The organism is Polyangium sp. y55x31 (genome assembly GCF_029946505.1).
GTDB lineage: Bacteria > Myxococcota_A > Polyangia > Polyangiales > Polyangiaceae > Polyangium.
The window spans coordinates 338,468-365,303 of the sequence record NZ_JARZHG010000002.1; the positions used below are offsets into that span (position 1 = coordinate 338,468).

Consider the following 26,836-nt stretch of genomic DNA (forward strand, 5'->3'; position numbering starts at 1 on the left):
CGCGTCGCCGCGTATCATGCGGACCTGAATGAGCGGCGCTGGGTCGTCGGGTTCCAGGCAAGGCGCAGAGCGCGGCGTGATCGCCGAAGCTGCCACCGTGTACGCGCCGGCGTTGCCGGGACAGGCGCCGCGCGCGCGACCTGCACCGACGCGTAGTCGAGGCGCGCTCGCCGTGGCGCTCGCGGGCGTCGGGCTCGTCGGAGTCGTCGGTATCGTCGCGCTCGCGATCATGCTCCGTGGCACGGCGCCGATCGACGCGCTCGAGCAGAGTTCGTCCGCGGCGGAGGTGAGCGATGCGGGTTCGGCGGCGCAGGATGCGGCGCCGGTGATCCCGGCGTCGACGCCGGTCGTGACGAAGGAGCCTGCGACGACGACGAACCGTGCGTCGGCGGAGGAGCTCGATGCAGCGCGGACGAAGGGCGCAACTGCGCTCGCGGCGCTCGCGGAGCGGTATGCCGACGATCCGGACGTGCTTCGAGCGCTCGTCAGCGCGTACACGCGCGACAAGGCGAACTACGCCAAGGCGATGACGACCGTGCGCAAGCTCCTCGCAGTTGCGCCGGACATGGCGCGTGATCCGGACGTCAAGCAGTCGCTCTTGATCGTGGCGAACGGTCCGGTGGACGTCGCGGCGACGGCGCTCGACATCATGGGCAAGGAGATGGGCGCGCGTGGGCCCGAGCTCCTCTACGAGCTCCTCAGCGCGTCGGGCCTCGGCAAGTTTCCGAAGGAACGCGCGACCCGGTTGTTGACGGATCCCAAGGTCAAGGAGCTCGCCGGGCCAGGGCTGCTCATCGCGAACGATCTTCGCGCGGCGGCTGGCTGCGATCGCAAGAAGCTCTTCGCGCGCGCGGCCAAGGAAGGCGACGAGCGCGCGCTCGCGCACCTAAAACCCTTGCTCGCGACGAAGGGCTGTAGCTGGCACCGTCAGTCCGACTGCTTCGCTTGCCTTGGCGATCGCAAGGACCTTCGCGCGACGATCGACGCCATCACGAAGCGCCTCGATCAGGCGGGCTCTTCCAAACAGTAACCTCGCGAGGGCTCCGGGGGGAGCAAGGTCAACGAGGTGAGGTACGGGGTGGGCGCAACAGGATTTGAACCTGTGACTTCGTCCGTGTGAAGGACGCACTCTACCGCTGAGTTATGCGCCCGTACGAGGGTTTGGCAGGGCGTGGGTCACGTCCCGCCGCGTCTCGACGACGGCGACATGACTAGCGCAAGCCATGTCGTCCGACAAGTGTTTTGATGATGGGGACGATCGGAATTTTCAGCCCCCGCCGCGAGAGGCCGTGACGGCCGCGCGGATGGCCTCGATTCCTCCGTCGATGTCGCTCTCCGAGCAGGCGTACGAGAACCGTACGTAGCCCGGCGCGCCGAACGGCGTACCCGCCACACTCGCGACGTGCGCCTCTTCGAGGAGCCACATCGCGACGTCGAGGTCGGTCTGGATCGTGCCGTTCGGGGACGGGATGCCGTAGAGGCCCCGGACATCGGCGAACGCGTAGAAGGCCCCTTCGGGCATGCGACAGCGCACGCCGGGGATGCTGCGGAGGCCCTCGACCATACGATCGCGGCGTTTCGCGAAGGCGTCGCGCATCTCGCGCACGGCGTCCTGCGGGCCCGAGAGCGCGGCGGCGGCCGCGACCTGCGCCACGGCCGTCGCGTTCGTCGTGCTCTGGCTCTGCACGATGTCGAGCACCTTGGAGAGCTCGGGCGGCGTGATGCTCCAGCCGATGCGCCATCCCGTCATCGCGTACGTCTTGCTCACGCCGGAGATCACGATCGTACGGCTCCGTAGATCTTCGGCGATCGCGGGCACCGACGCGTGGCGGAAGCCGTCGTAGGTGAGGTCGGCGTAGATCTCGTCGACGACGAGCCAGAGGTCGTGACGGCGCACGACGTCGAGCAGCGCGCGCAGCTCCGACTCGGCGTAGGCCGAGCCCGTGGGGTTCGACGGCGTGCAGAGGATGATGGCCTTCGTGCGCTCGGTGATCGCGCGCTCGAGCGACGCCGCATCCATGCGGAAGCCCTGGTCCTCGCGCGTCTCGACGATCACGGGCGTCGCGCCGACGATGCGGACCTGCTCGGGGTAACTCACCCAGTACGGCGCGGGGATCACGACCTCGTCGCCGGGCTCGTAGAGGCCGAGGGCGACGTTGAAGAGCGCGTGCTTCGCGCCGCACGACACCGTGATCTCGTTCGGCGCGGGGCGATAGCCGCGGTCGCGCTCGGTCGCGGCGCAGATGGCGGCCTTGAGCTCGGGCGTGCCGGTGACGGCCGTGTAGTGCGAGACGCCCTTGTCGATGGCGGCCTTCGCGGCGTCGAGCACATGGCGAGGCGGCTCGAAGTCCGGCTCCCCGACGCTGAAAGGGTAGACCTTGTGACCTTGGCTGCGCAGGCGAGCGGCCTGAGCGGCCATCGCGAGCGTAGCGCTCGGGGCCACGGCGGAGAGACGATCAGCGAGCTTTCGAGGCATCTCTAGAGACCCTTCTCACTGCACTACGTGCCTTTCCCTGCCGACGCAAGCGGACAGGCGGACTCTCCGCTCACTCCCGTTCGCCGGAGGATCATCTCGTGGATCTCCGGCCCCTCCGTCCGGTGCACGTGCCGCGTCCGGAAGCCGAACGGTTCGTAGAGCTTCATGGCATCCCGCGTGCGCAAGAGCACCGTCTCCGCGCCGCGCACCGCCGGATGTTCGAGCAAGAGTCGCATCAGCGCGCGGCCGAGCCCGCGACCTCGCCACGCGTCCGCGACGATCACGTCGTAAATCCAGGCGCGCCGCGCGCCGTCCGCGATCGCCCGCGCCGTCCCGACGAGCGCGCCGGCTCGATCACGCGCGCCGACCCAGGCGGACGAACCAAGCAAGCTTTTCCGAATGCGATCGGGCGCCGTGCCTTCGCACCAGTACGTGCCCACGAGCAGCGCCGTCGCCTCGTCGGCATCCGCTTCCCCGAGCGCACACACGAGCGTCGTGTCCGCGGGCGCTTCGAGGAACGACGGCACCGCCGCGGACGGGTTCGCCGCGCGCACGAGATCGACCGCCGCGGCGTCGCCCGGCGCGCCGCGCGCCCAGAGCAATTCGAGGATGCGACCGACCTCCGCGGGCGTGCGGTTCTGCCCGAGCTTCGCTTTGCCATCGAGCCGTTCGAGCGAGACGCCGAGCACGAGCACGCCCGCGACGGCCTTCTTGTAGAGCGGATGCTCGGCGTCGATCGGCACGTAGCCGCCCTCGGGCTGATGCTTCTTCATGAGCGCCGCGAGCATCGCGGCCTTCCGGTGCGGCGCCTCGATGCGCTCGATCGTCCCGTGCACCTGCACGCTCCGGTAGAGCGTGGTGGCCGGACACGCGCGCTCCGGATCGACGAAGTAGCTCGGGATCGAGGCGACGGTCTCCTCCGCCGAGATCACGGCTCGCCGACCGACGACATCCATCTTCTCGCCCGCGGGCGCGCCGTGAAAGAGCACGTGATCACCGATGACGACGCCGTGCACGACGCGCAGCACGGGCTCGCCGTCAGGCGTCGTCGAGCCGACGTGCACCACGGGTGCGCGCGCGAGGAGCGCGACCGCGCTTGCACGATCCATCCGGAAGATCTCCCTACGCATGGCCGGAAGGTGGTCCGGAGCTGGTACCCCGAGAAGGACCAGTTCCGAAAAATCGGATAGACCAGTCGGGTGCGCGAACATCCCTTCGAGCTCGCCCTGGATCCCTCCCCCGACGTCCCGCTTTTCGTGCAGATCACGCGCGCCCTGATCGAGGACATCCGCCGCGGCAGGCTCCGGCCCGGAGCCGCGCTCCCCGGCAGCCGCGCGCTCGCGCGATCGCTCGGCGTCCATCGCAACACCGTCGTCGCCGCGTACCGCGAGCTCGCCGCGCAAGGCTGGGTCGAGACCCGCAGCGCGACGATGACCTACGTCTCCACCACGATGCCCGACGTCCCGCGGCGCCGCGCCACGCCAGCCACGCTCGGCACGATCGCAGCGCGCGCGGGCTTCGATCTGCCGGCGCGTATCTCCGCGGCAGGCTGGGCGCACGAGAACCCACCGGGCGCGATCGTGTTCTCCGGAGGCATGCCCGATCTACGGCTCTTGCCCACGGAGGTGCTCGCGCGTGCGTACCGGCGCGTGTTGCGCAGCTCGGCGAGGCGGCTCTTCGAGTACGGCGACGCGCGCGGGGACGAGCGTCTCCGCGCGGCGCTCGCGGACATGCTCGCGGCCGTGCGAGGACTCGGCGCGTCGGCGGAGGACGTGATGGTCACGCGTGGCAGCCAGATGGCGCTCGATCTCTGCGCGCGCGCGCTACTCGGGCCCGGCGACGTCGTCGCGGTGGAGGCGCTCGGATATCGCCCCGCATGGGAAGCGCTCGCGCAGACGGGCACGCGCCTCGTACCGCTTCCCGTCGACGCGGAGGGCCTCTCGATCGACGCGCTCGCCGCACTCGTCGCCCGCGAGCCCGTGCGCGCCGTCTACGTCACGCCGCACCACCAGTACCCGTCGACCGCGTTGCTCTCGCCCGCGCGCCGCATCCGTCTCCTCGACCTCGCGCGCGCGCACCGCATCGCGATCCTCGAAGACGACTACGATCACGAGTTCCACTACGACGGCCGCCCAGTCTTGCCGCTCGCGAGCGCCGATCGAGCGGGCGTGGTCGTCTACATCGGCACGCTCTCGAAAATTCTCGCGCCTGGCCTGCGCATCGGCTTCGTCGTCGCGCCCGCGCCGCTCGTGGAGCGCCTCGCCGCGATCCGCTCGTTCGTCGATCGGCAAGGCGATCTCGCGCTCGAACGCGCCGTGGCGGAGCTGCTCGAAGACGGCGAGGTGCAACGCCATGCGCGCCGCATGCGCCGCATCTACCAGGCGCGGCGCGACGTCCTCACAGAGGCGCTACGGAAACATCTCGGCGATGCCGTCGAGCTCGCCCCGCCGCCTGGCGGCATGGCCATGTGGGTCCGCGTCGCGCCGGGGATCGACGTCGACGCCTGGGCCACGCGCGCCCTCGATCGCGGCGTCGTGATCCACCCCGCGCGCCGCTACGCCTTCGACGGCCGCTCGCGCCCCTTCTTCCGGGCCGGCTTCGCCGCGCTCGACGAGCGTGAGATCCAGGAAGGCATCTCACGCCTGCGCGCGGCCCTGCCCACGAAGGGCGCCACACGTGCCGCTTCTTGAAGCGCTTATTTACTTGTTCTGCGCCGCCGGCTCTTCTTTGCCCGGCGTCACCTCGACGCCCGGCTTCTTCTCGTCGTGCTTGATCGAGTACCGCACGAGCGCGCGAAGAATGTCGTTGCGGCTCACGTTGCCGACGATCGCTTTGACGTCCTCGTAGATCGAGGGATCGACGAGCAGCGCGCCCACGGTGCCCTTGCCCTTGCGCACGTCGGCAACGATGGCCCGCAGATCCGCGGTCATCGCTGTCACGTTGGCCAGCGCCTCCGCGCCGTTGCCCTTGCCACCGTAAAGGACGTCATGGGCAAAACTGTCGCTCTCGCGGATGCCCTTCAGCGTGCTCGCGACCTCGCCCGCCGCCGCGCCGAACTGCGCGATCTCCTTCTGCGGACCGTCGCCGTAGATCACCTCGTGCGCGAAGCCGGGCCCCGACTTCACGCGCGTCACCACGCCGCGCACCTCGGCCAGCGTGAGCGCGAGCTCCGAGGCCGCACGGTCGAGGTTCTGCAGCGTGCGCGAGATCCGCTCGGCTTCCTCTTTGTCCGTCAGGAACTTCCTCGGGTACCCCTCGCCCTCGGACACGTCCTTCAGCAGCTTGTTCACCGACGCGACGCTGCCGCGCAGATCCTGGTGCAACCGCTCGTCCGCGAGGCTCTCGCTCATCTTCGAGATGTTGCCGAGCGCCGCGTCGGCCTTCGACGTCATGCCCTGCGCGATGCCCATCAGATCCGTGGGCTCCTCGCTCAGGATCTCGCCGCCCGGCGGAACGGCCTCCGACGCCTTGCCCTTCGAGATCTCGATCATCTTGTCGCCGAGCAGGCCCTTCGCCGCGACGCGCGCGATGCTGTCCTTGCGGATGCGCTCCGCCTCGGCCTTCACGACGTCCATCTCGACGTAAACGACGGCCTCCGCCTGCCCCGGCCGATAGCCGACCTTCTTCACGTTGCCGATGTCGATGCCGCCCATGCGCACCGGCGCGCCGGGCTTGAGGCCCTGCACATCGGAGAACGTCGTCGTGAACTTCACCGACGAGCTGAAGAAGCGCCGCTCATCGCCGATCAAGAAGATCACGAGCGCGGAGAAGAGCAGCCCCGCCAGCACGAAGAGCCCGACCTTGACGTCGCGCGACCTGTTCATCTGCTCCCCCATCATGCGCGAAGACGCGCCTGTCGTCACGCGCGGAGGAGCGTCTCGACGTCCTCGTTGACCGGGGCGATGCCGTTGATGAAGTTCTTCACCCGCGGATCCGTCGAGCGCTGGAACTCCTCGACCCGGCCAGACAGGATGATCTCGCCCGCCTGCACCATGGCCATGCGGTCGGAAATCGCGAACGCGCTCTTCATGTCGTGCGTCACCACGATGCTCGTCACGTCGAGCGCCTTCTTGAGCCCCCGGATCAAGTGGTTGATGCGCTCGGTGTTGATCGGATCGAGGCCGGTCGTCGGTTCGTCGTAGAGCAAGACCTCGGGCTGGACCGCGATCGCCCGCGCGAGGCCCACGCGCTTCTTCATGCCGCCCGAGAGATCCGCGGGCCGCATCGCCTCGATGCCCGGCAAACCCACGAGCGAGAGCGCCCAGTCGACGCGCTCGGCGATCTGCGTCTCGGTCATCTCGTCGCGATAGTGCTCATGCAGCCCGTACGCGACGTTCTCGCCCACGGAGATCGAGTCGAAGAGCGCCGCGCCCTGGAAAAGCATCGCGATCCGACGGCGAATGAGGCGCGCCTTCGCCTCCTTCATCTGCGTGATGTCCTCGCCGTGGAACGTGATCGAACCGCCGTCGGCTTCGAGCAGCCGGATCAAGAGCTTCAGCATCACGCTCTTGCCCACGCCCGAGCCGCCGATGACGGTGAGCGTCTCGCCCGGAAAAACTTCGAGGTTCAAGCCGCGATAGATGACCTTCGGGCCGAACGCCTTGCGTACATCGCGGAACCGGATGATCGGCTCGCTCACGGTCATCCCTCCTAGCTCGCTCGCTCCACGCGATCGATGCGGATCTCGACCGCGCTGCCGCCCCGCCACGTGTCGCGCCGGAGCCGACCCACGATGTCCACGCGCCCACCCGCAAGTCCGTGCGAGAGAGCGCCGAGCTCGTACCCGAACGCGCCGATCACGTGCCGCTTCAGCGCGATCTCGAGCTTCAGGTGACCCTTGATCATGCGCGACACGCGCACCGGCGCCCCACGCACGAGGACACGCGGCGCGCGGTTGCCCTGCCCGCACGGCTCGAGCCGCTCGAGATCACGCGCCACCACGGCCGGCTCGTCGCGATCGTCGAGGCGCACGTCCGCCTCGCCTTCGAGCGGCCCGAACTTCATCGCGCCGAGCGCGATCGCCGCGTCGCACCAGAGCGCGCGCAGCGCCTCGACCCGATCCGCCCGCACCTCGACACCCGCCGCCGCCTGATGCCCGCCGAACCCGACGAGCCCGGCGCGCGAGAGCACGAGCGCGTCGTGCAGCGGGAACCCTGCCGGCCCGCGCACCGATCCACGGCCCGATCCGCCGTCGAGCGCCACGACGATCGTGGGCTTGCCGTACTTCGAGGCCACGCGGCCCGCCACGATGCCCACGATCCCCGGATGCCACCCCTCGCGCGCGAGCACGATGGCGGGCTCCTTCGCCCACCCGTTCGACTCGATCTCGCGCAGGGCCTGCCCGATCATCTCCTCCTGGATCGCGCGCCGCTGCGCCGTGAGCTGCTCGATCGTCGCCGCGATCCCGGCCGCGCGCGTGCTGTCCCGTTCGAGCAGGAGCGCGAGCGAGAGATCCGGATCTTCGAGCCTACCCGGCGCGTTGAGGCGCGGCGCGATGCGGAACGCGATGTCGTCCGCGCTCACGCCATGCCCGAGATCCAGCCGCGCGAGCTCGGCCAGCGCTCGCAGGCCCGGCCGCGTGCCCTGGCCGAGCACCGCGAGCCCGGCCCGCACGAGCGCGCGGTTGTCGCCGACGAGCGGCGCCACGTCGGCCACGGTCCCGATCGCCACGAGATCGAGCCATTGCCGCATGTCGAGGTTCGCGCCGAGCGCCCGACGCACCGCCGCGCCGAGCGAGAGCGCGAGCCCACACGAAGCGAGCCCCTTGAACGGGAAGCCGCACTCGGGCCGATGCGGATTCAAGAACGCGATCGCGGGCAAGGGCTCCGCGGGCACGAGGTGATGATCGATCACGAGCGTCTCGATGCCGTGGCCCCGCGCCGTCGCGAGCCGCTCGTGATCACTCGATCCGCAGTCGCACGTGACGAGCAGCGTCGCGCCCGTCTTTCGCACGCGCTCGAGCGCCTTCGCGTTGAAGCCGTAACTGCCGTCCTTGCGCGTCGCGAGCAGCGGCACGACGTCGCCGCCGAGCGCGCGCAGCACCTCGGTCACGATCGCGCACGACGTGATCCCATCGCAGTCGTAATCGCCGAAGACCGCGACCTTTTCACGCGCGCGGATCGCCCGCGCGAGGCGATCTGCGCTGAGCTCGCGATCGGCCATCGCGTCGGGCGGCGTGAGGTGCGCGAGTCGCGGATCGAGGAAAAGGCGCGTCTCGGCGTCGGCTCGGCGACCCGCACGGAACAAGGCGTCGGCGACGGTGATCGAGAGCCCGAGCGCCCGCGAGAGCTCCAGCGCCTCGACAGACGCCTCGCCCGGATCACGGATCGCGCCGTCGCGCTCCGGGGTCGCCGCGGTGGACGGAAGGAGAAGGCTCCGCGCCTCGGGATCCGTCGCCTGTGCCCACGCGGCCTCGCTCAACATCCGTGGGGCCCACGCGTAGCGCAGCCCTCGTCCGGAGTCCATGCCGGTCGGAAAACCGTCCTTCCTGGCGCGTTGGTTCCTGGAAAAACGAAACGCCCCGCGGTGGTGCACACCGCGGGGCGTCGTGGTTTGCGGGGAGGGAGCGAGGTCTAGACCACCGCGTCGGCGCGCTTGACGGCCTTCGTGCGGGCGATCTTCTTCTGGGCCGTCGCCTGGCCGCCGAAGAACCTGCGGTCGATCCACTCGGTGAACGGCGCGGCGACGTAGATCGACGAGTACGTGCCGACCACGATGCCGACGAGCAGGGCGAAGGCGAAATCCTTGATGACGCCCGTGCCCCACACGAGGAAGCACACCATCGAGAGCGCCGTCACGCCGGACGTGATGATCGTGCGTCCGAGCATCTCGGAGATCGACAGGTTGATGATCGACGAGAACGACATGCCCCGGTGTTTCGTCAGGTTCTCGCGGATACGGTCGTACACGACGACCGTGTCCGTGATCGAGTAGCCGACGATCGTGAGCATCGCGGCGACCGTGGAGAGCGTGATCTCGCGGTGCGTGATGATCATGGCCCCGAGCGCGATGCCGACGTCGTGGACGAGGGCGAGGATGCCGCCGGGCGCGAACCGGAGATCGAACCGGAACGCGATGTAGGCCATGATGAACACGATCGCGATCGCGATGCTGCGGATGGCCGCGTCGCGGAGCTGCGCGCCCGCCTTCGGGCCGATCCACTCGACGCGCAGCGCGCGCTCGGGCACGCGGTCGGCGCCGAGCTTGCTGCGCAGGCCGTCGAGGAGCTGATCGCCGCGCGACTTGAGCTGCGCCTCGACCTTGTGGTCACGCGCGCTCACGACGACGGGGTTGTTCTCGCCCGTGCGGAGCTCGACGCCCTGGATGCCCGTGAGCTGCGTCCGAATGGTCGCGAGATCGGGCTCGACCTCGTACCGCATCGTGACCTTGTCGCCGCCGGGGCTGAACTTGATCTCGCTGGCGCGCGCGTTCGCCGGGCAGCGCGCGTCGTACTCCGCGCTCGGCGCCGTGCCCTCGGGCAGGATGCAGAGCTTCTGGCGAATCGCCTCTTTCTGCTCCTCGCCGAGGGCGCTGACCTCTTGCACGCGGATGAGGAAGCGGTGCGTGTCCTCCGCGCCGCTGTCCTTCACGCGGATGACGTCCGGCGCGTTGAAGCCGAGTGACTCGACGGCCGCGCGGATGTCGCCGGCCTCCGTCGGCTTGAGGAAGGCGACCTCGAGCTCCGTGCCGCCCTTGAAGTCGGTGCCGAGGTGGGGCCCCGGCTTGAAGAAGGTGACGATCGACGCGAGCAGGAGCAGCGCGCTGAGGCCCATGAAGAGCCAGCGCTTGCTCATGAAGTCGAACTGTTGCCCAGGCTTGATGAATTCCATGTGCCGCGCCTCAGCCGAGGTAGAGCTTCTTGACCTTGCGGCCCCGCACGGCCCAATCGAACATGAGCCGCGTGCAGACGACGCCGGTGAAAAGGCTGACCGCGATGCCCACGATGAGCGTCACGGCGAAGCCCTTGATGGGACCCGAACCGTACTGCGCGAGGATGAGGCCCGAGATCAGCGTGGTCACGTGCCCGTCGAGGATGGCGCTGAAGGCCTTGTCGTAGCCCACGTCCACCGCCGCCCGCGGACTCTTGCCCTGCCGCAGCTCCTCGCGGATGCGTTCGTTGATGAGCACGTTCGCGTCGACCGCGATGCCGACCGTGAGCACGAGGCCCGCGATCCCGGGCAGCGTCATCGACGCGCCGAACATCGCGAGGATCGCCACCTGCAGCACCATGTTGAAGAGCACGGCGATGTTCGCGATCGCGCCCGCGCGGCTGTAGTAGACCTGCATGAACAGGAGCACGAGGATGACGCCGGCGAGGCCGCCCTTCGCGCCCTGCACGATCGCGTCCTGACCGAGCGACGGACCGATGCGCTGCTCGTTCGAGGGCGAGATCGGCGCGGGCAGCGCGCCCGAGCGCAGCACGAGCTCGAGCTTGCGCGCGTCCGTGACCTGCTGATCCACGTTCGCCGAGCCCATCGTGATCGTCGCGATGCCGCCCGGGATCTTCGTCTGGATGACGGGCGCGCTCTCCACCTTCTGGTCGAGGATGATCGCGAAGCGACGCTTCACGTTCTTCTCGGTGATGTCCTCGAACCGGTCGGCGCCGACGCCCGTGAGCTCCATGCGCACGAGCCAGCCGCCGAGGCCGCGATCGCTCGGATCGGGCATCGCCTGCGCGTCGCGCACCATGTCGCCGGTGATCTCGGCCTTGCTGAAGAGGTAGTAGGTCCTCCAGCCGACGTCCTCGACCGTGCCCTTCTCCTCGTCGTAGGCCTGGTACTTGCCGAACCCGATCTCGTGATCGTCCGGCACCGACAGCGTCGAGGTCCACTCGCGCAGCCGCGCGAGCGCCTGGCGCATGTCCTCGCCCTCCATGTGCTCGAGGACCGCATAGGTGTTGACCTTCTGCTTGCCGGGGCCGATCGAGACCTGCTCCTGCTGGAAGCGCAGGCCCTTCACTTCCTTGTTCTTGGGGTTGCGGAGCTCGGTCTCGAAGAAGTTCACCTCGTCGTCGAGCAGCTTGAACTCGAGGCGCGCCGTCTGGCTGACGATGTCGCGGATCTCGGCGAACGTCTGGTCGTTGTCGCCGGGGATCTCGATGATGATGTCCTCGTCGCGCGTGGTGACGCCGGCCTCCTTGAGGCCGAGGCTGTCGACGCGGCGAAGCACCGTCTCCTTCGCCTGCGCCACGGCCTTCGAGCGGATGTCGGTCTCGACGTCCGTCTTGATGCGCAACGTGACGCGCTTGCGATCCGAGGAGAACTGCCGCTGCATCTCCTGGAACGGACGCATGAACTCGTCGTTCACCTTGTCCGCGTCCGCCGCGTCCTCGAAGTTGATGAAGAGCGTGCCCGCGTGCTCGCGCGACTTCTCGACGCGCGCCTTGCCCACGAGCTTCTTCAGATCGTCGACCGTCGCCTGCTGCTCCGCCCCCACGAACCCGTAGGAGCGCGCGAGCGCCTGGCGAACCTCGTCGTAGTAGCGGTCGCGCTTGTCCTTGATCGCCTCGTCGACGTCGACCGTGTAGACGAGCCGGAGGCCGCCCTTCAGATCGAGGCCGCGCACGAGGCGGAACTCGATGTTCGAGAGCAGCCACTCGCGCACGCCGCGGTTGCCCACGCGCGCGTCCTCTTCGACCTTCGCGCGCTCCTCCGGCCCGAGACCCGATCGATCGATGCGGCCGTACCGCTCGTCCGAGTACGTCGGGTAGATGCAGAGCCACGCTCCGAGCGCGAGGAACAGGACGAACCCCGACTTGACGCGCCACGAAAGATCGAGCGTGGGGAGCGCGCAGAGCAGGGCCCACGGGACGCAAAGGCCGAAGGTCGCCGTCGCCCAGAACACGTGGTAGTGCGCGGCGATCGCGGCACAGAACGAGGCGATCGCCGACATGAGGAAGACGCCGCGCCGAGGCCTCTGCCACGCGCCGAGCCCGAGGGACAGCGCGCCGAGGCCAGCGAATGCGTACTGGAGGATGTTGTAGATCATGGGAGGGTCGACTCGGGGGGCGGTCGCGAGCCCTTCTTAGCCGAAGCGCGCGCGCTACGCTTTCTTTTCCTGCGCCTTGTCCTTCGCCTCGGCGGGCTTCGGCTCGCCGTCCACGCCCTGGATGGCGGCCTTCAGGACCTGCACGTTCACGCCGGGCGCGATCTCCAGCTTGACCGTCCTATCCCCCACCTCGATGAGCTTGCCGATGAGCCCCGCCTGGGTGACGACCTTGTCGCCCGGCTTCAGGGCAGCTTCGAGGTCCTTCTGCTTCTTCGACTGGCTCCGCGTCATCAGGAACACGAAGAGAAGCGGGAGCAGGAAGAAGAGGATCGTCATCCCGCCGAAGGGCTGCCCGCCGCCGCCTCCGCCGTCGGGCGTCTGCGTGGGAGCGCCCTGGGAAGGCTGGGCAGGGGCGGGCGCGGGCGGAGCGCCTTGGCCCGGGGAGACGGTGGTCGGCTGAGACAAAAACAGCATGGTCACGAGGCGGTAACCTCCACGGGGACGAAGCTCGGCTCCCCGAATGCGAGCCCCCGATCACTCGGAAAGCGGCCGTCCATACCCACGATCGAGGTTCCACGCAAGGAACGGCCGGAGACACTGGAACAAATGGTCGGTCCCACCCCGGCCCCCACCTCCCGGCCCCCCGTCCCGAACCCTGCCTTTCGTTTTTTTTCTTGACCAGACCGAAAAGGCTTGGTACCGATGCGCCTCCCTCGACGCACCGCACATCGGCGGGGCGGCGGAGGAAGCGGTACAGGCGCGTAGCTCAGTGGTAGAGCACTACCTTGACACGGTAGGGGTCGCCGGTTCGAACCCGGCCGCGCCTACAAAGTTTCGTCACGAGGACCTTTCTGCAGGTTCCCGCCTCCGTGCGGATGCCGCCTGCCCGTCCTCGTGAGGACCTTTGGGGTCACCCAGAACGGAACCGCGGCGCACGCCGGGCGAGCGGCTCACGTCGTGCACTCGACGTCGAGCGTGCAAAGGCCGCCCGCGCACGCAGGACGCGTCGCCCCCCCGAACCAAGCAGAGAGCGCCGAGCGCGGCACGAACTCCCGTGCCGCCGCGCCTCTGCGCCCCCTGCACATCCCGGCCGACCCGTTCGCCCTCCCCGTGGACCTTCCCCGGTGGAGAACGAGCGCCGGGCGTGACTTCGGGCCCGGAGACAGCTTGCGCCCGTTGATAACGCGGACCATCCGGGCGAGATTGTGGAGGCCCTGCTCCCGTCATCCCGACGGGCGAACGGGGCCGACCGCGGATTGTCAGTAGATCACAAGCAAGGAGACAGCGAGACCACACATGAGCATGCGACGCTTCGACCCTCGACAGGCCCAGCGAGGACCGCAGATCCGAATCAATCAGCGAATCCGGGTTCCGGAAATCCGGGTCATCGGGGAAGAGGGCGAGATGCTCGGCATCATGCCGACCCACGAGGCCCTGCGGCGCGCCCAGGAGCGAGGCCTCGATCTGGTGGAGGTCAATCCCAAGGCCGATCCGCCCGTCTGCAAGATCCTCGACTTCGGCAAGTACAAGTACGACGAGAAGAAGAAGGCTCGCGAGGCGAAGCGCAAGCAGAGCGTGGTCGAGATCAAGGAAATCAAGCTCCGCCCGAAGACGGACGACCACGATCTCCAGTTCAAGACGCGCGCCGCGCTGCGCTTCATCGAGGCCGGCCACAAGGTCAAGTTCACCGTGCGCTTCCGCGGTCGCGAGATCACGCACCCCGAGAAGGCGCAGGAGCAGCTCGACTGGATCGTGCAGCAGTGCGACGAGGTGGCGAACGTCGAGGTGCGTCCCGTCATGGAGCAACGCACGATGACGCTGCTCATGGCGCCGAAGCCGGCCGTCATGCAGAAGGTCGCGCAGGCCCGCGCCGCCGCCGAAAAGGCGCGGCAGAAGGCCCTCCAGGAAGGCCGCGCCGCGCCGGCCGTCAACGAGCAGGACGAGGCGCTTCGCAAGCTCGAGGAGCAGCTCGACGAAGAAGAGGATGATGACGAGGATGACGACGAGGAAGGGAGCTGACGCGCTTCCTTCGTCGAACGTCCGCGGTGAGCGGCGAACGGGCCTCGTTCGCTTGCTCGCCGCGCTCCTGATCCTCGTTCCGCTCGTCACCCTTCCCATCGCGATACGCGCGCTCGTCGACCACGGCGCCTCTTCTCTCGGCGCGCGGCTCGCCGACGTGCTCGCGCGCGCGTTCGCCTGGCGAAACGCCGAGGAGACGGAGGCACCCGCGCGTGGCCCCGCCTCCCTCGATCTCGACCTCGACCTTCCCCACGTGCCCGGGCTCGACGTGCTTCCGGCGCCTACCGAACCGCCGAGCGATACGCTGGGCCCGTCGAGGAAAGGTTCGTCCGTACGAACCCCCGCGCCGCGCGGCGGGGTTCATGTCCGCGCCGACGTCGTGGCGCGTGCGGTGCAGAGCGGCGTCATGCCGTCGGGCGTGCCCGTGCCCGCGCGTGGACCGAGGCCCGCGGGCATCGTGCTCCAGGGCGTGGGCGGCTTCGGCGCGGGCCTGCGCGACGGCGACGTGCTCACGCGTATCGGCGGCGCGCCGGCGACCTCGGTGGGCGTGGTCATCGGCGCGGTCGCGGGTGCGCTCAAGCAAAACGCCAAGGTGATCACGGGTGAGGTTTGGCGCGGCGATCAGCGGCTCAGCGTGGCCGTCGAGGTCCCGCCGATCGGCAGGCAGGGCGCGCCTCCCCGCGCGAGGCCGAAGACGCGCGCCCCGGCCAAGCGCGCTCAGGGACCGAACAACCCGCCGTAGTACGCGCTCGCAGCGAGCAGGAGAACCGCGGCGGCGACGTAGAGCCACATCACGTTGCTGTTCGCCGCGGCGGGGGCCGGCTTGGCGATGGGCGCCTTCTTCGCGACTGCGGCCGTGCTCTCTTTGCTGAGCTTCGCATCGGCGCCCTTCTTCCCCTTCGCGCCCGCCTTCCCCGACTTACCGGTTTTCCCTGCGGCGTCCTTGTCCTTCTTGGGTGACGGCGTCCTCGTCGCGACGGGCGCGCTCTCGATGGCGTTCTCCTCGGCCTTGGCTTGTGGCGTCTCCTTGACCGTCTCGGCCGGCTCGCTGATGACCGCGCCTTCTTCCGCCTTGGCTTGCGGCGTCGCCTTGACCGTCTCGGCTGGCAGGCTCTCCGTGGGCAGGCTCTCGGCCTTCAGGCTCTCGGCCTTCAGGCTCTCGACGGGCGCGCTCTCCTCGGCCTTGGCTTGCGGCGTCGCCTTGATCGTCTCGGCCGGCAGGCTCTCGGCCTTCAGGCTCTCGACCGGCGCGCTCTCCGTAGCCTTGCTCTCAGCCGCCGTGCTCTCGGCTGCCGTGCTCTCGGCCGCCGTGCTCTCGGTTGCCGTGCTCTCGGCGGGCTTGTTCGGCACGGACTTGCTCTCCGGCCCGCGCTCGCTCCTCGCCGAGGCTGGACCGAACCGCGCCGAGCGCGCCTCGCTGCTGAGCGGCGCGAGATCCATTTCCTCGGCCCATTTGCCGATGTCCTCGAAGTGCGACACGCGCCCGCGCGGCCGCTCCTCGGCGGGCGGCGGCGCCGCTGCGGAGATCTCCGGCTTCGACTTCTCCCGCGGCGCGCCGGGCCGCGGCTCGTCTTGCAGCGAGTTGAACTCGAGCAGCGCCGCTTCGATCAGCCTGTGCAGCGTCGTGTCTTCTTTTTCCTGGGCCGTGGTTTTACGCAGCGCCACGGTCCCGCTCACGAGCTCGGCGACGTCGTGCGCGCCGACGGGCTTTCCGAACTTGAACAAAAAGCCGTTCAGGGCGCGGCCGAGCTCGCGCGCGCCCTGGTAGCGCTTCTCCGGATCACGGGCGAGCGCGCGGTTGATGATCTTCTCGAGCTCCGGCGGCACGTCCTTGTTGAGCTGCGCGAGCGGCGGCACCACGGCTTCGCGCACCCGCATCACCGTCTGCAGATCGTTGTCGCCGTGGAAGAGCCGCTTTTGCGCGAGCATCTCCCACAGGATGATCCCCACGGCGAACACGTCCGTGCGCACGTCCACCTCGAGCCCTTGTGTCGCCTCGGGCGAGAGGTAGCCGAACTTTCCTTTCACGATGCCGGGCTCGCTCTTCTCGAGCTGGCTCGTCGCTTTTGCGAGCCCGAAATCGACGATCTTGATCTCGCCGTATTTCGTGATGAGCACGTTCGCGGGCGAGACGTCGCGGTGCACGATGCGCAGCGGCTGGCCCTCGGGGTTTTTCGCCTCGTGCGCGTAGGCGAGGCCGTCGCAGATCTTCTCGGCGATGTAGACGGCGACCTCCACCGGGAAGGGCCGCTTCATCTTGCGGAGGTATTCGATGACGGCTTTCAGGTCCGAGCCATCGACGTACTCCATCACGATGAAGTACGCGTTATCGCCGACGCCGATGTCGAATACCTGGGCGACATTCGAATGCGTGAGGTTCGCCGAGAGGCGCGCCTCGTCGAGGAACATCGCGATGAAGCGCTTCTTCTCCGAGAGGTGGGGCAAGACCTTCTTGATCGCCACCCGCTTCTTGAATCCCTCGATCCCCGCGCTCTCCGCGAGAAACACCTCGGCCATGCCGCCGGACGCGAGGCGATCGAGGACGCGGTACCGCTGCTGCTGATGCCCCTGCTTCATGCCAGACGAGGACTACCCTCTCCTCGGCCGCCGGTCGAGCCCGCGCGCCGGGATCCGGCATCCTACCACGACGGGGCACCGAGACGGATCCAGGAAGGACATCCCTCGCGCACTTCTCCCTTGCCTCGGGCGAGCGCTGGTTCGTACGCTGGCCTTCATGCTTCGACCTCGATCGAATTGGGGAATCCTTCTGGTTTCGGCCTTCCTCGTGACCACGCTCCCCGCGGCCTGCGGGAGCGAGGTCGACGGCGGAAACGGCGGCAGCGCCGGCAACGGTGGCAGCGGCGGCAGCGGTGGCGCGGGCGGCGCTCCGAATTTCGGGGCCTGCACCGGGCCGGGTCAGTGTACCCTCGTCAAGAATACCTGCTGCGGCACGTGCAGCGAGCCCACGCTCGCCGACGTCGAACCCGTGCACGTCGATCGAGTCGACGAATACACCACCTTCGTTTGTCCCGAGCCCTCGGCCTGCCCCGCCTGCGCGGGCGCGCCGAATCCGGGCCTCTTCGCGTATTGCGAGGCCGGAAGCTGCACGGAGGCCGACGTCGCGGAGCACGCATTCAGCGAATGCACGACCGCCGCTGATTGCACGCTCCGGTTCGGCCTGAACTGCTGCGAGCCTTGCGCGGGAGGCGTGCCCGACCTCGTCGCGATCGCGTCGAGCTCGCTCCAGGCCATTTCCGATCTCGTCTGCCCGCCCGCGTTCGGTTGCCCGGAGTGCGCCCCCATTCATCCGCCGGAATGGAAGGCCGATTGCGTGGCGGGCCATTGCGCGGTCGTCCCGGCGATGCCCTGAAACCCTGGCCGAGGCGCACCTCGTCGAATTCGCTCAGCGACGCGCGCGCTCGCCGGGCGTGAGGCCGACGAATTCCTCGCCCGACGCCTTTTCCGCGGGCGCCGCGTCCGCCCTGGCGGCCTTCACCATCGTCACGGGGAAGCTCTTCTTCATTCCCCCGGCCTCCACGACGATCTTCGCATTTCCGGCCGCGAGCGCCTTGACCGACCCGCACGACTCCACCGAGTATTTCACCTCGATCGAGCCCTCGCCCGACATCACCCACCCGGACACGCCCGCCACCACGCGCCCGCCGGAGAGGCTCCGGAAGCATAAACTGCGCTCCGAGCCCACGACGAGCGGCGCGGTGATGTCCACACTGACAGCGCCCTTCACGGCGATGATATCGTCGAGTTTGTCCACGATGGGCATCGTCACTTCGAACGATTTTCCGTCGCCCGTCGCCACGCTCGCGTTCACGGCCCCGCTCGCGCCCACCGTCACGAAGCGCCGATCCCACGCCGACTGCTCCCCATCCTCCTTCGCGTCCCCCGTGATGGTGATGCTCGTGCTCTCGTCGACGAGCCGCAGGCCGTCGGCATCGCGCAGCGCGAGGCCGAGGAACACGCCCGCGTCCTTGAACAGCGCAAGATCGAGGTTTTCCGCCTCCGGATCGAGGAACGACATCCCATCTCCGACGAAGCGCGCCGACGCGATCGGCGCGACCGCGAGCGCGATCCGATCGTGCAGCGCGCCCGTGTCGACGTCGAGAATCCGCAAAAAGCCCGATCCCGCGGCGGCGCCGCGCAGCGTGACGCGCGGCGCGGCGATCTCCTTGATCTCGAGCGGCGTCGTCGCTTCGGCGTCGAAGGGCGCGAACGCCTGGCTGCCGTCCGAATCGCGGTGCACGATGAACGCTTGCGTCCCGCCTTCCGCGGTCGCGTGCACGCCGCCCACGACCACGTCGTCAAACAGCGAGGGGCCCCGGAAGAACAGGCCATTCGGTGTATCGGACGAGCACGTCTCGCCCGCCGGACAGACCGTCTCGCAAGGCGGAGTGAAACACTGATCATTAGAGAGGGCGCGCTCTCCCGGCGCCGAGAACTGGCACCCTGACACGAGGATCATGGTCGAGAAGGCAAGAATGACAGATTGATGGCTCATACGGTCGCGGTTTGGCAAACGCCGTGCCGCACAAACGGACGCGCCTTCGCCCTTGCGACCGTGTTCCCCTCCCTTGTAGCATTGCCTTATGTTGCAACGGTCTCGCCTTGGATTTGTACTCGTATCGGCCCTCGGCACGGCGGTCCTCGCGGCTGCGTGCGGGGGCGGCGGCTCCACGGGGCTACCCGGGGGCACGGCGTCGAGCGGCACGGGCGGCTCGGGTGGCTCGAACAGCGGGGGGAACGGCGGCATCGGCGGGGACGGCGGCGATATCTTCGTCGGCTCCTCGTCGGGCGTGGGGGGAAACGGCGGCAGCCAGACGCAGGGCTTCGATGTCCTGCCGAGCGCGCCGCAGGAGATCACGGTCGTTGCGGGTCAAAATACCCCGACGATCACGTACACCTCGTACCTCGACGGAAACCCCATCAGCGCGGGCTGGAGTGTCGATCGCGGCGAGATCGGAAGCATCACGGCGGGCCCGACCAGCACGGCGACATTCACGCCGAAGGGCACGGCCGGCGGCGTCGTCCGCGTCCGGGCCGGCCTCAACGGGGAGGTCGTCGAGCGTAATGTCCTGGTCAAGCTCACATCGCAGCAGAATGGGGCGGACCCGAACAACCCCGCGCAGCAGGGTCAGATCGCCACGACGATCCCCGAGCTCACGGAGGGCGGCGGCGTCGGCGGCGTCGGCGGCGAGGGCCTCGGCGTCGGCGTCGACAATCCCGTCGTGATCGCCGCGCTCGACGCGCCGACCGGCAATGGGCAGGCCGAGGGGCTGAAATTCCTCTATCCGTACGACCGCACGGTATGGCCGCGCGGCATGACGGCGCCGCTGCTCCAGTGGGATTCGACGCTCGGCGGCGTCGACGCCATCAAGATCGAGCTCTCGACCACGAGCGGCTCGTTCTCGTGGAAGGGCACCTTCGGAAAACCGCAGATCCTCACGCAGACGGGGGCCCCCTTCATTCGCCACCCGATCCCGCAGGACGTCTGGGCCATGGCCACGAATACGGCCGGCGGAAAGACGCTCGACGGATCGCCCGATCAGCTCGTCGTGCGGCTCACGGTGGCGAAGGGCGAGCTCGCGTACGGGCCGATCGAAGAGACGTGGACCGTGGCGCCGGGGCGGCTCTCGGGCGCCATTTATTACATCTCGTATGGCACGAAGCTCGCGAAAAACCTGAGCGGCGCCGTGGGCGGCGACGGCATGTTCGGCGGCGCGGTGCTCTCGATCAAGGTCGGCGACACGGCGCCCAAGCTCACGGCGGGCAAGAGCGGATCGGAGGCGGAGTGCCGCGTCTGCCATTCCGTCGCGGCGGACGGCTCGCGCCTCGTCGCGACGTCGAACGGCGGCGCCATTCCGTGGGCCTACGACATCGCGCCGAACATGGTGACCGAGAAGGCGCTCCCGAATGGCAGCTCGTTCCCAGGCATCACGCCGGACGGCGCGCTCGCGCTCACGACGGCGGGGCAACTCGTCTCGCTCGCCAATGGCACCATCCAGCCGGTTTCGGGGCTGAACGGGGTTTCGACCAACGTCGGCACGCCCTCGTTCTCGCCGGACGGCAAGCGCGTCGTCTTCAATCCGATGGTGAGCGCGTCCATCACGAACCCGAAGCAGAAGCTCGTCTTGATGGATTTCGATCCGGCGACGAACGCCTTCGCGAATTCGGTCGTCGTCGTCGACAACACGGGTCAGCCGGCGGAGACGCGGCCGGGCTGGCCTGCGTTTTTCCCGGACGGCAAGGCCGTCGTGTATCACCAGCAGACCGCGGCGGGCGTCGACGGCAACAACCTCGGTGATCTGCGCACGCGCAAGGGCGCCAAGGCCTACATCGCGATGGCCCGCACGGACGGCGGCGCGCCCGTCCCGCTCGACCAGCTCAATGGCAAGGACGCTGCGGGCAACGTGTACCTGCCGAAGCTCGGCCAGCCCGTGGCGATGACCTGCACGGGCGACGGCGCGCAGGTCGGCGGCATGAATGCGGATCACGGCGACGACGTGAACCTGAACTACGAGCCGACGGTGAACCCGATCGCGTCGGGCGGTTATGCCTGGGTCGTCTTCACGAGCCGCCGCATGTACGGCAACGTCGCGACGATCCCGCCCTTCTGCAGCGATCCGCGCGGCGTCAACCTGTTCACGAACATCACGCCGAAGAAGCTCTGGGTCGCGGCCGTCGATCTCAACTCGCCGGCGGGCGTGGACGGGAGCCACCCGGCGTTTTACCTGCCCGCGCAGGAGCTGCTCGCGGGCAATGCGCGAGGCTTCTGGGTGCAGGAGCCCTGCCGCGCCGACGGCGCCGGCTGCGAGTCGGGCGATCAATGCTGCAATGGCTACTGCTCGCCCGATCCGATGGGCAGCGGCGCCCTCGTCTGCGGCGACACGCCCCCGAACGGCATGTGCTCGAACGAGGGCGACAAGTGCACGACGGCGGCCGATTGCTGCAACCCGGAGCTCATCTGCCTGAACGGGTTCTGCACGCTGGACGGGCCGAAGTAAGCACCACGCGAAGGCGCGGGGGAAAAACAGAACCCCCCGCGCCTTGCTCTGCTCGTCTCACCACCGGAACGGGCGACGGAAGCAGACGCGCTGACAGTCGCGCAGGGACTCGAAGTTGTTCATGTTCCCCCGGCAGCCGCCGTAAATGAACGGCACGCAGCGGCCGACGGCGCTGTTGAAGGCATACCGGCGGAAGGCCGCGCGACACGGGCCGCTCACGATCGGCTGAAAGCAGACCCGCCGCGCCGGTTGCGCATCGATCGGCAGATCCTCCACGGCGTCCGCATTTTCGGCCACGTCCTCCGTCGCCGACGCGGGCAGCACGAACAAAAGCGAAATCGCCGCGAATACACACGCGAGACCCTTCTTCATGGCGCACCTCCCCCTTCGAGCGGGCGCCGTCCCGACGAGCCCGCTCGGTCAAAACATAAAGCGCACGTCCCCGACGTCGCCTGACCGGGACGCGGGGCGTGCGCTTCGGGGAGGTGGGGGCGGGTCTCTCAGACGTTGAAGTGGAAATGCATCACGTCGCCGTCCTTGACGACGTACGCCTTCCCTTCCTTGCGCATCTTGCCGGCCTGCGCCGCGCCGCTCTCGCCGCCGAATTTGACGAAATCGTCGTAGGCGATGGTCTCGGCGCAGATGAAGCCCTTCTCGAAATCCGTGTGGATCTCGCCCGCGGACTGCGGCGCGGTCGCGCCGATCGGGATCGTCCAGGCGCGCGCCTCCTTCGGGCCGACCGTGAAGTACGTCTGGAGCCCGAGAAGCGCGTACGCCTCGCGAATGAGCCGGTTCAGGCCGGGCTCCGCGAGCCCCAAGGTCTCGAGGAACTCCGCGCGCTCGGCGGCGCCGAGCTGGGCGACCTCCGCCTCGATCTGCGCCGAGATCACCACGGATTTCGCGCCGTCCCGTGCCGCGCGATCCGCCACCGACCGGGAGAGCGCATTGCCCGTCGCCGCCGCGGCCTCGTCGACGTTGCACACGTAAAGCGCGGGCTTCGCGGTCAAGAGCTGCAGCATGCGCCAGGCCTTCTGATCGTCGGGCTCGATCTTCGCCGTGTACGCCGGCCGGCCCTCGTGGAGCTGCGCGAGCGCGAGCTTGAGGAGGCGCAGGGTATTCGCGCCCTCCTTGTCGCCGCCCCGGATCCGCTTCTCCAGGTTCGGGATGCGTTTCTCCAGGCTGTCGATGTCCGCCAGCATCAGCTCGGTCTCGATGATGTCCAGATCGGCGAGCGGGTCGACACGTCCCTCGACGTGCGTGACGTCGTCGTTCTGGAAGCACCGGGCCACGAAGGCGATGGCGTCGCAGTCGCGGATGTTGGCCAGGAACTGGTTGCCCAGCCCCTCGCCCTTGGACGCGCCGCGCACGAGGCCCGCCACGTCGACGAAGTTGATCCGGGCCGGGATGATCTCCTTCGAGCTCGCCAGCGCCGCGAGCTTGTCGAGCCGCGGCTCGGGCACGGCCACGTCGCCGACGTTCGGCTCGATGGTGCAGAACGGGTAGTTCGCGGCCTGCGCGGCCGCCGTCTGGGTCAGGGCGTTGAACAGGGTGGACTTGCCGACGTTCGGCAGACCGACGATCGCGACTTTCAGGGCCATGGCGCAGTTCGGGGGGTAAAGAGGGCCGCGCGACCTAGCACGTCCGGGGCAGATGCACCACCCCCCGAGCAACCGATCGGAGCGGTCCTTTCAGGCGGCGTCGCGCCGGTGGAGCCGATGGCTCCAGAAGCCGAAGACGGGCTTGCGCGCGATGCGCCCGTGGTGGGCGAGGCAGATTTGCTCGACCTCGTTGGCCTGGTCCATGTTCTCGACCTCGACCGTGAGGAGCACCTTGCCGGCCTTGACCTCGCGCTCGACGTCCTCGATCACGGGATCGGGCTTGCCGGCGCCGGTGAGCCCGCCGCCGAGCGCGCCGGCCGCGCCGCCGCCGAGCATGCCGAAGAGCGCGGCCGTGAGCGGCCCGGCCGCGATGAAACCGAGCGGCCCGAGCACGAGCCCGCTCAAGAGGCCGCCGGCTGCGGAGCCGACGAGCGCGCCGGTCGTGATGCCCTCGCGTGCGCTCGTCTCGGCGAGCGGCACGTCGTGCCGGTTCACCTTGTCGTGATGCAGGAGCACGGTGCACGCCTCGGAGAGCCCGGGCAACACGCGAACGGCGTGCAGGCACGTCTCGGCGTCCGAATCGTCGTCGAACAAGGCAAAAAGCGCGTGTCGCATGGCATCCTCCTCGGCCGGAGCATCGGTCCGTCGTGCGGAGGAGGCAAGTCGACGGCGGGCGATTGCGTGGTTCAGCCGGGCCGCCCGGACGCGTTCGCGGTCGTCTCGACGATGTCCATCGCGCGGCGGAAGATGCCCCGCGCGAGGGCGGCGCTCTCGTTCGAGAGGCCGACGCGCGGAAATGGATTCAGCTCGATGAAATGGGGGCCGGTCCGATCGATCACGTAATCGATGCCGGCGATCTCGAGCCCGAAGAGCCGGGCCGCTCGGCGCGCGTGTGTCACGATGGCCTCGTCCGGCTCCCAGGCCTCGAACGAAGCGCCGGGCGCGTTCTTGATCCAGGTCCCCTCGTTCCGGATCCGCACGCCGAACGCGCGCTCGCCGAGGATCAACACGCGCACGGATTCTCCCTCGAAAAACGGCTCTGCGGTCGCGATCCCGTCCCACCGCGGGATGTCCCGCGCCGACTGGACGAGAAACTTCCCCTCCCCTCGATGCTCCTCGCCGATCTTGAGCACGTAAGGAAACGGGAGGAGCGGATCGCGCGTGAAGGGGGATTGCACGACGGGGTGATCGACGAGCCCTGCATCGACGCATCGGCCGAGCGCCGCGTGACGCTGGGAAGCGGCACGCAAGGCCGCGGGATCGGGCCAGCAAGGAATGTTGTTTTCCGCGAGGACACGCAGGTTGTGCTGCTCGACGTCCTTGTCGCGGACGTCGGCGAAATACACGACGCCGCGGAAATCATCGGTGGCGCTCCTCCGGCGGTGCAGGCGGCCGGCGCTCACGTCGAAGGTGACCGCGGAGAGCACGGGGGCCCAGATCGGCCGATCTTTCAGGAGCGGGAGCGTGGCGGCGGGCTCGCCGGTGAGGAAGAGGAAACGTGGTTGCATGGTCGGCATTCGAAGCGCGCGTCGCGACCCCACATTTCGTATGCCACGCCCGTGCCCCGCCGCCCAGGGGCTTGACGCCGGCGCCGGCCTGGTCGAATCAACGCGTCCGAGCAACACGCATGAGGAGGCGACTGCCATGAGAGACGACCCGTTGTGGACCGGCGCGCTGCTGCTCTTTCCCCGGCGCATCGCCGAAAACCTCGCGCGCGTCGAGCAATCCGGCCTCGTCCCGCGCGCGCCGAACCTCGTGCAGATCTCGCTCGGCGTGATTCGCATGTGGGTGCGCCTCGCGAAGCGGCCCGAGACCATCGGCACCTGCACGGCGCACCAAGTGCGCCCCACGCTCCGCGCGCGCCTCCTCGCATACCGCCCGCTCCGCTTCCCCTTCCTCCTGCGAGAGCGCGCGGTCGCCCCGCTCGATTTCTCCGGCCTCGCGAGCTCGCGCGAGCGCGTCCTCCGCCACCTGCTCGGCGCGCACCACGACGCGAACCAATTCGCCTACGACCTCGAGATGCTCGCCATCCACCCGGGCGGGCTCGAAGAGCTCGAAGAGCGCGCGCGACGTGTCGTGGAGGGCGAGGATCCGCGCACCGAATGGCTGCGGGATCTCGTGGTGTTCGAGGGATACCACGAGGACCTGCTCGCCGCGGTGGAACATGCGCTCGCGCACGGCGTGCGTCTCGCGCCGCACGAGGCCGACGATCCCGACATCTCGTTCACCGGATACCTGCGCTGGTGCGCGCGTATGCCCGCGACCTGGCGCGAGGCGATCGGAGCGCTCCTGCGCGGAGAAATCGATCTCGGCGCGTACCAATACGAAACGGCGATGGTATGAACACCAAAGACTTCCTCACGCTCTCGCACGCCGAGCTCCGTTCCTTGCTGGAGCAGGGCCACCCGATCGATCCGAGCGCGCTCGACGACAGCGAATACCGCGGCGTCTCGCTTGGGCTCCCCGCGCCGATCGTCGCGATCACGTGGCTCACCTTTCGAAAAACCTTCCATCGTGATCCGAACACGGGCGCGCTGCGCGGATGGAACGTCCGCATGCAGCAGGCGGGGCTCGACGGTCCACGCGAGCCCATGCGCGATGCCAAGGGCAAACCTCGATGTTTCGGGTTTTACGAGGTCGTCGATGGACGCGCGTACGACATGCCCGTGGCCGCGCGGCATGGCCTGGTGATCGATTACAACCGCAGCAGCGAAAATCCTCGGCTCGATCCGATTCGCCTCGGCCGGGATCCGCTGGTCTCGCTCGACGAGGGGCGCGTGGATCGGCTGCTCGGCTGGACGTACCTCGATCTCGGCCTCGCTCGCGTGGGCACGCCGAGTTATTTTCTGCTCGAACGAGAGGGGCCGCTGTCGTACGTGCCATGATGCGCAGGCTCGGCAAACCGTTGCTCGGGCTCGTGATCCTGCTCGGCCTCTCCGCGGCCGCGTTTTTCCTTCTCCGCCGGCCCCCTGCCCCCGCGCCCATCACGTCCGCGCCGACGCCATCCGCGCTGCCGTCTGCAACGCCGCCTCCATCCATTGTATACCCCACGCCCTTTTCCGTACCGACCGCCGCTCTCCCGCCCCGCGAGGCGCTGCCGCCGGGCACGCTCCGCCTGCTCGTCGTCGGCGATTCGGTGGCGAGCTTCCTCGGCATGGCCTTGCGGTATCGGCAGGACGAGGCCGGCGCGTTCGTCGCCGTTCGCGGCGTCGGCAGTTGCTCCATCTTCGAGGCAAAAGTACGCATCGAAAACGGAAAACCCGTGCGGGGCACGAGCTGCTCGGAGCACTGGATCGAGGACGCCGCCGAGCTCCACCCCGACATGACGCTCATCGTCATGGGCGGCGCCTTCTTCAATGAAAAAGCCTGCGAGCCGGCCTGGCAAGACACGTACGAGAAGCGCATCTTCACGCTGGCCGACGGAATGGGCACGAACGCGGGCCGCATCGTGCTGACGCGTGTCCCTTATCCGATCAAGGACTGGCGGTACGGGAACGTCCCGGCCCGCGTCGATTGCCTCAACGAGATGCTCGCGCGCGCCGCCCGAAAGCGTGGATGGCCGGTCCTCGATTTGATGGGGCACGTCTGCCCGACGCCCGCTTGCCGGATCGAGAGCGAAGGCAAGCCCATCCGGCCCGATGGCCTGCATTTCGACGGCGCGGGCGCCGAGGAAACCGCGCGGTGGGTCCTCGGCGAGCTCAAACGTTTTGCGCGTGAAGAGAGAGACGGGGGGTTTTGAC

General features: G+C 68.7%; 23 protein-coding genes and 2 tRNA genes. 10 read left to right on the forward strand and 15 right to left on the reverse strand.

The annotated features are described in order from the left end of the window. Positions 1-76 precede the first annotated feature (76 nt). Positions 77-1,030: a hypothetical protein gene (locus QHF84_RS04600; protein WP_281311933.1), complete on the forward strand. Its 954-nt coding sequence runs from the start codon at positions 77-79 to the stop codon at positions 1,028-1,030. 49 nt (positions 1,031-1,079) lie between these two features. Here QHF84_RS04600 and QHF84_RS04605 read toward each other — a convergent pair. The 3 genes from QHF84_RS04605 to QHF84_RS04615 all read right to left on the reverse strand — a co-directional run bounded on the left by QHF84_RS04605 (position 1,080) and on the right by QHF84_RS04615 (position 3,585). Beyond that, positions 1,080-1,151: transfer RNA gene (locus tag QHF84_RS04605), tRNA-Val, on the reverse strand. Between the two features lie 116 nt (positions 1,152-1,267). Further along, positions 1,268-2,443, reverse strand: a complete 1,176-nt coding sequence (locus QHF84_RS04610; protein ID WP_281311934.1) for a pyridoxal phosphate-dependent aminotransferase — start codon at positions 2,441-2,443, stop codon at positions 1,268-1,270. A gap of 56 nt (positions 2,444-2,499) precedes the next feature. Beyond that, positions 2,500-3,585: a GNAT family N-acetyltransferase gene (locus QHF84_RS04615; RefSeq protein WP_281311935.1), complete on the reverse strand. Its 1,086-nt coding sequence runs from the start codon at positions 3,583-3,585 to the stop codon at positions 2,500-2,502. Positions 3,586-3,675: 90 nt separating this feature from the next. Here QHF84_RS04615 and QHF84_RS04620 point away from each other — a divergent pair, with 90 nt between their 5' ends. Next, positions 3,676-5,166 (forward strand): PLP-dependent aminotransferase family protein, encoded by a 1,491-nt coding sequence (locus tag QHF84_RS04620; RefSeq protein WP_281311936.1) that lies wholly within the window; start codon positions 3,676-3,678, stop codon positions 5,164-5,166. A gap of 9 nt (positions 5,167-5,175) precedes the next feature. On the opposite strand, the gene QHF84_RS04625 is transcribed toward QHF84_RS04620, so the two are convergent. From QHF84_RS04625 to yajC, 6 genes are all read right to left on the reverse strand, one after another. Next, positions 5,176-6,300 (reverse strand): MlaD family protein, encoded by a 1,125-nt coding sequence (locus QHF84_RS04625; protein ID WP_281311937.1) that lies wholly within the window; start codon positions 6,298-6,300, stop codon positions 5,176-5,178. 35 nt (positions 6,301-6,335) lie between these two features. Continuing rightward, a complete protein-coding gene (locus QHF84_RS04630; RefSeq protein WP_281311938.1) occupies positions 6,336-7,115 on the reverse strand; it encodes an ATP-binding cassette domain-containing protein in 780 nt (259 codons plus the stop codon). Between the two features lie 11 nt (positions 7,116-7,126). Next, on the reverse strand, positions 7,127-8,941 hold the full coding sequence (gene recJ, locus QHF84_RS04635) for a single-stranded-DNA-specific exonuclease RecJ (protein WP_281311939.1): 1,815 nt from the start codon (positions 8,939-8,941) through the stop codon (positions 7,127-7,129). 107 nt (positions 8,942-9,048) lie between these two features. Beyond that, positions 9,049-10,305 carry a protein translocase subunit SecF gene (gene secF / locus QHF84_RS04640; protein WP_281311940.1) on the reverse strand — a complete coding sequence of 419 codons (1,257 nt, stop codon included), beginning with the start codon at positions 10,303-10,305 and terminating at the stop codon, positions 9,049-9,051. Between the two features lie 10 nt (positions 10,306-10,315). Beyond that, positions 10,316-12,463 (reverse strand): protein translocase subunit SecD, encoded by a 2,148-nt coding sequence (gene secD / locus QHF84_RS04645; protein WP_281311941.1) that lies wholly within the window; start codon positions 12,461-12,463, stop codon positions 10,316-10,318. Between the two features lie 54 nt (positions 12,464-12,517). Then, positions 12,518-12,937, reverse strand: a complete 420-nt coding sequence (gene yajC / locus QHF84_RS04650; protein WP_281311942.1) for a preprotein translocase subunit YajC — start codon at positions 12,935-12,937, stop codon at positions 12,518-12,520. A gap of 281 nt (positions 12,938-13,218) precedes the next feature. Between yajC and QHF84_RS04655 the strand changes: the two genes are divergently transcribed. From QHF84_RS04655 to QHF84_RS04665, 3 genes are all read left to right on the forward strand, one after another. Continuing rightward, positions 13,219-13,290, forward strand: a tRNA-Val gene (locus tag QHF84_RS04655). Between the two features lie 475 nt (positions 13,291-13,765). Further along, positions 13,766-14,482: a translation initiation factor IF-3 gene (infC, locus tag QHF84_RS04660; protein WP_281312307.1), complete on the forward strand. Its 717-nt coding sequence runs from the start codon at positions 13,766-13,768 to the stop codon at positions 14,480-14,482. After that, positions 14,460-15,224, forward strand: coding sequence for a hypothetical protein (locus QHF84_RS04665; RefSeq protein WP_281311943.1), 765 nt, complete (start codon positions 14,460-14,462; stop codon positions 15,222-15,224). The genes infC and QHF84_RS04665 overlap by 23 nt, the downstream gene beginning before the upstream one ends. Here QHF84_RS04665 and QHF84_RS04670 read toward each other — a convergent pair. After that, entirely contained in the window at positions 15,200-17,059 is a 1,860-nt protein-coding gene (locus QHF84_RS04670) for a protein kinase (protein WP_281311944.1), read from the reverse strand. The genes QHF84_RS04665 and QHF84_RS04670 overlap by 25 nt on opposite strands. Before the next feature lie 157 nt (positions 17,060-17,216). Between QHF84_RS04670 and QHF84_RS04675 the strand changes: the two genes are divergently transcribed. Next, positions 17,217-17,852, forward strand: a complete 636-nt coding sequence (locus QHF84_RS04675) for a hypothetical protein (protein WP_281311945.1) — start codon at positions 17,217-17,219, stop codon at positions 17,850-17,852. 33 nt (positions 17,853-17,885) lie between these two features. Here QHF84_RS04675 and QHF84_RS04680 read toward each other — a convergent pair whose 3' ends face one another. Next, the gene (locus QHF84_RS04680) at positions 17,886-18,959 is read right to left on the reverse strand and encodes a hypothetical protein (RefSeq protein ID WP_281311946.1); all 1,074 of its coding nucleotides are present in this window, start codon (positions 18,957-18,959) and stop codon (positions 17,886-17,888) included. Between the two features lie 124 nt (positions 18,960-19,083). On the opposite strand from QHF84_RS04680, the gene QHF84_RS04685 reads away from it, so the two are divergent. Further along, positions 19,084-21,498 (forward strand): hypothetical protein, encoded by a 2,415-nt coding sequence (locus QHF84_RS04685; RefSeq protein WP_281311947.1) that lies wholly within the window; start codon positions 19,084-19,086, stop codon positions 21,496-21,498. 57 nt (positions 21,499-21,555) lie between these two features. Here QHF84_RS04685 and QHF84_RS04690 read toward each other — a convergent pair whose 3' ends face one another. From QHF84_RS04690 to QHF84_RS04705, 4 genes are all read right to left on the reverse strand, one after another. Further along, a complete protein-coding gene (locus QHF84_RS04690; RefSeq protein WP_281311948.1) occupies positions 21,556-21,870 on the reverse strand; it encodes a BPTI/Kunitz domain-containing protein in 315 nt (104 codons plus the stop codon). A 128-nt stretch (positions 21,871-21,998) separates the two neighbouring features. Then, positions 21,999-23,096: a redox-regulated ATPase YchF gene (ychF, locus tag QHF84_RS04695; protein ID WP_281311949.1), complete on the reverse strand. Its 1,098-nt coding sequence runs from the start codon at positions 23,094-23,096 to the stop codon at positions 21,999-22,001. A gap of 90 nt (positions 23,097-23,186) precedes the next feature. Next, positions 23,187-23,711: a hypothetical protein gene (locus QHF84_RS04700; protein WP_281311950.1), complete on the reverse strand. Its 525-nt coding sequence runs from the start codon at positions 23,709-23,711 to the stop codon at positions 23,187-23,189. Positions 23,712-23,782: 71 nt separating this feature from the next. Then, entirely contained in the window at positions 23,783-24,604 is an 822-nt protein-coding gene (locus QHF84_RS04705; RefSeq protein ID WP_281311951.1) for a hypothetical protein, read from the reverse strand. A gap of 136 nt (positions 24,605-24,740) precedes the next feature. Here QHF84_RS04705 and QHF84_RS04710 point away from each other — a divergent pair, with 136 nt between their 5' ends. From QHF84_RS04710 to QHF84_RS04720, 3 genes are read left to right on the forward strand one after another with little or no spacing between them, the layout of a single operon-like run. Beyond that, a complete protein-coding gene (locus QHF84_RS04710; RefSeq protein ID WP_281311952.1) occupies positions 24,741-25,439 on the forward strand; it encodes a hypothetical protein in 699 nt (232 codons plus the stop codon). Then, entirely contained in the window at positions 25,436-25,981 is a 546-nt protein-coding gene (locus QHF84_RS04715; RefSeq protein ID WP_281311953.1) for a hypothetical protein, read from the forward strand. Before QHF84_RS04710 ends, QHF84_RS04715 begins: the two co-directional genes overlap by 4 nt. Continuing rightward, positions 25,978-26,835 (forward strand): hypothetical protein, encoded by an 858-nt coding sequence (locus QHF84_RS04720; RefSeq protein ID WP_281311954.1) that lies wholly within the window; start codon positions 25,978-25,980, stop codon positions 26,833-26,835. The genes QHF84_RS04715 and QHF84_RS04720 overlap by 4 nt, the downstream gene beginning before the upstream one ends. The last annotated feature ends 1 nt before the right edge of the window (position 26,836 follow it).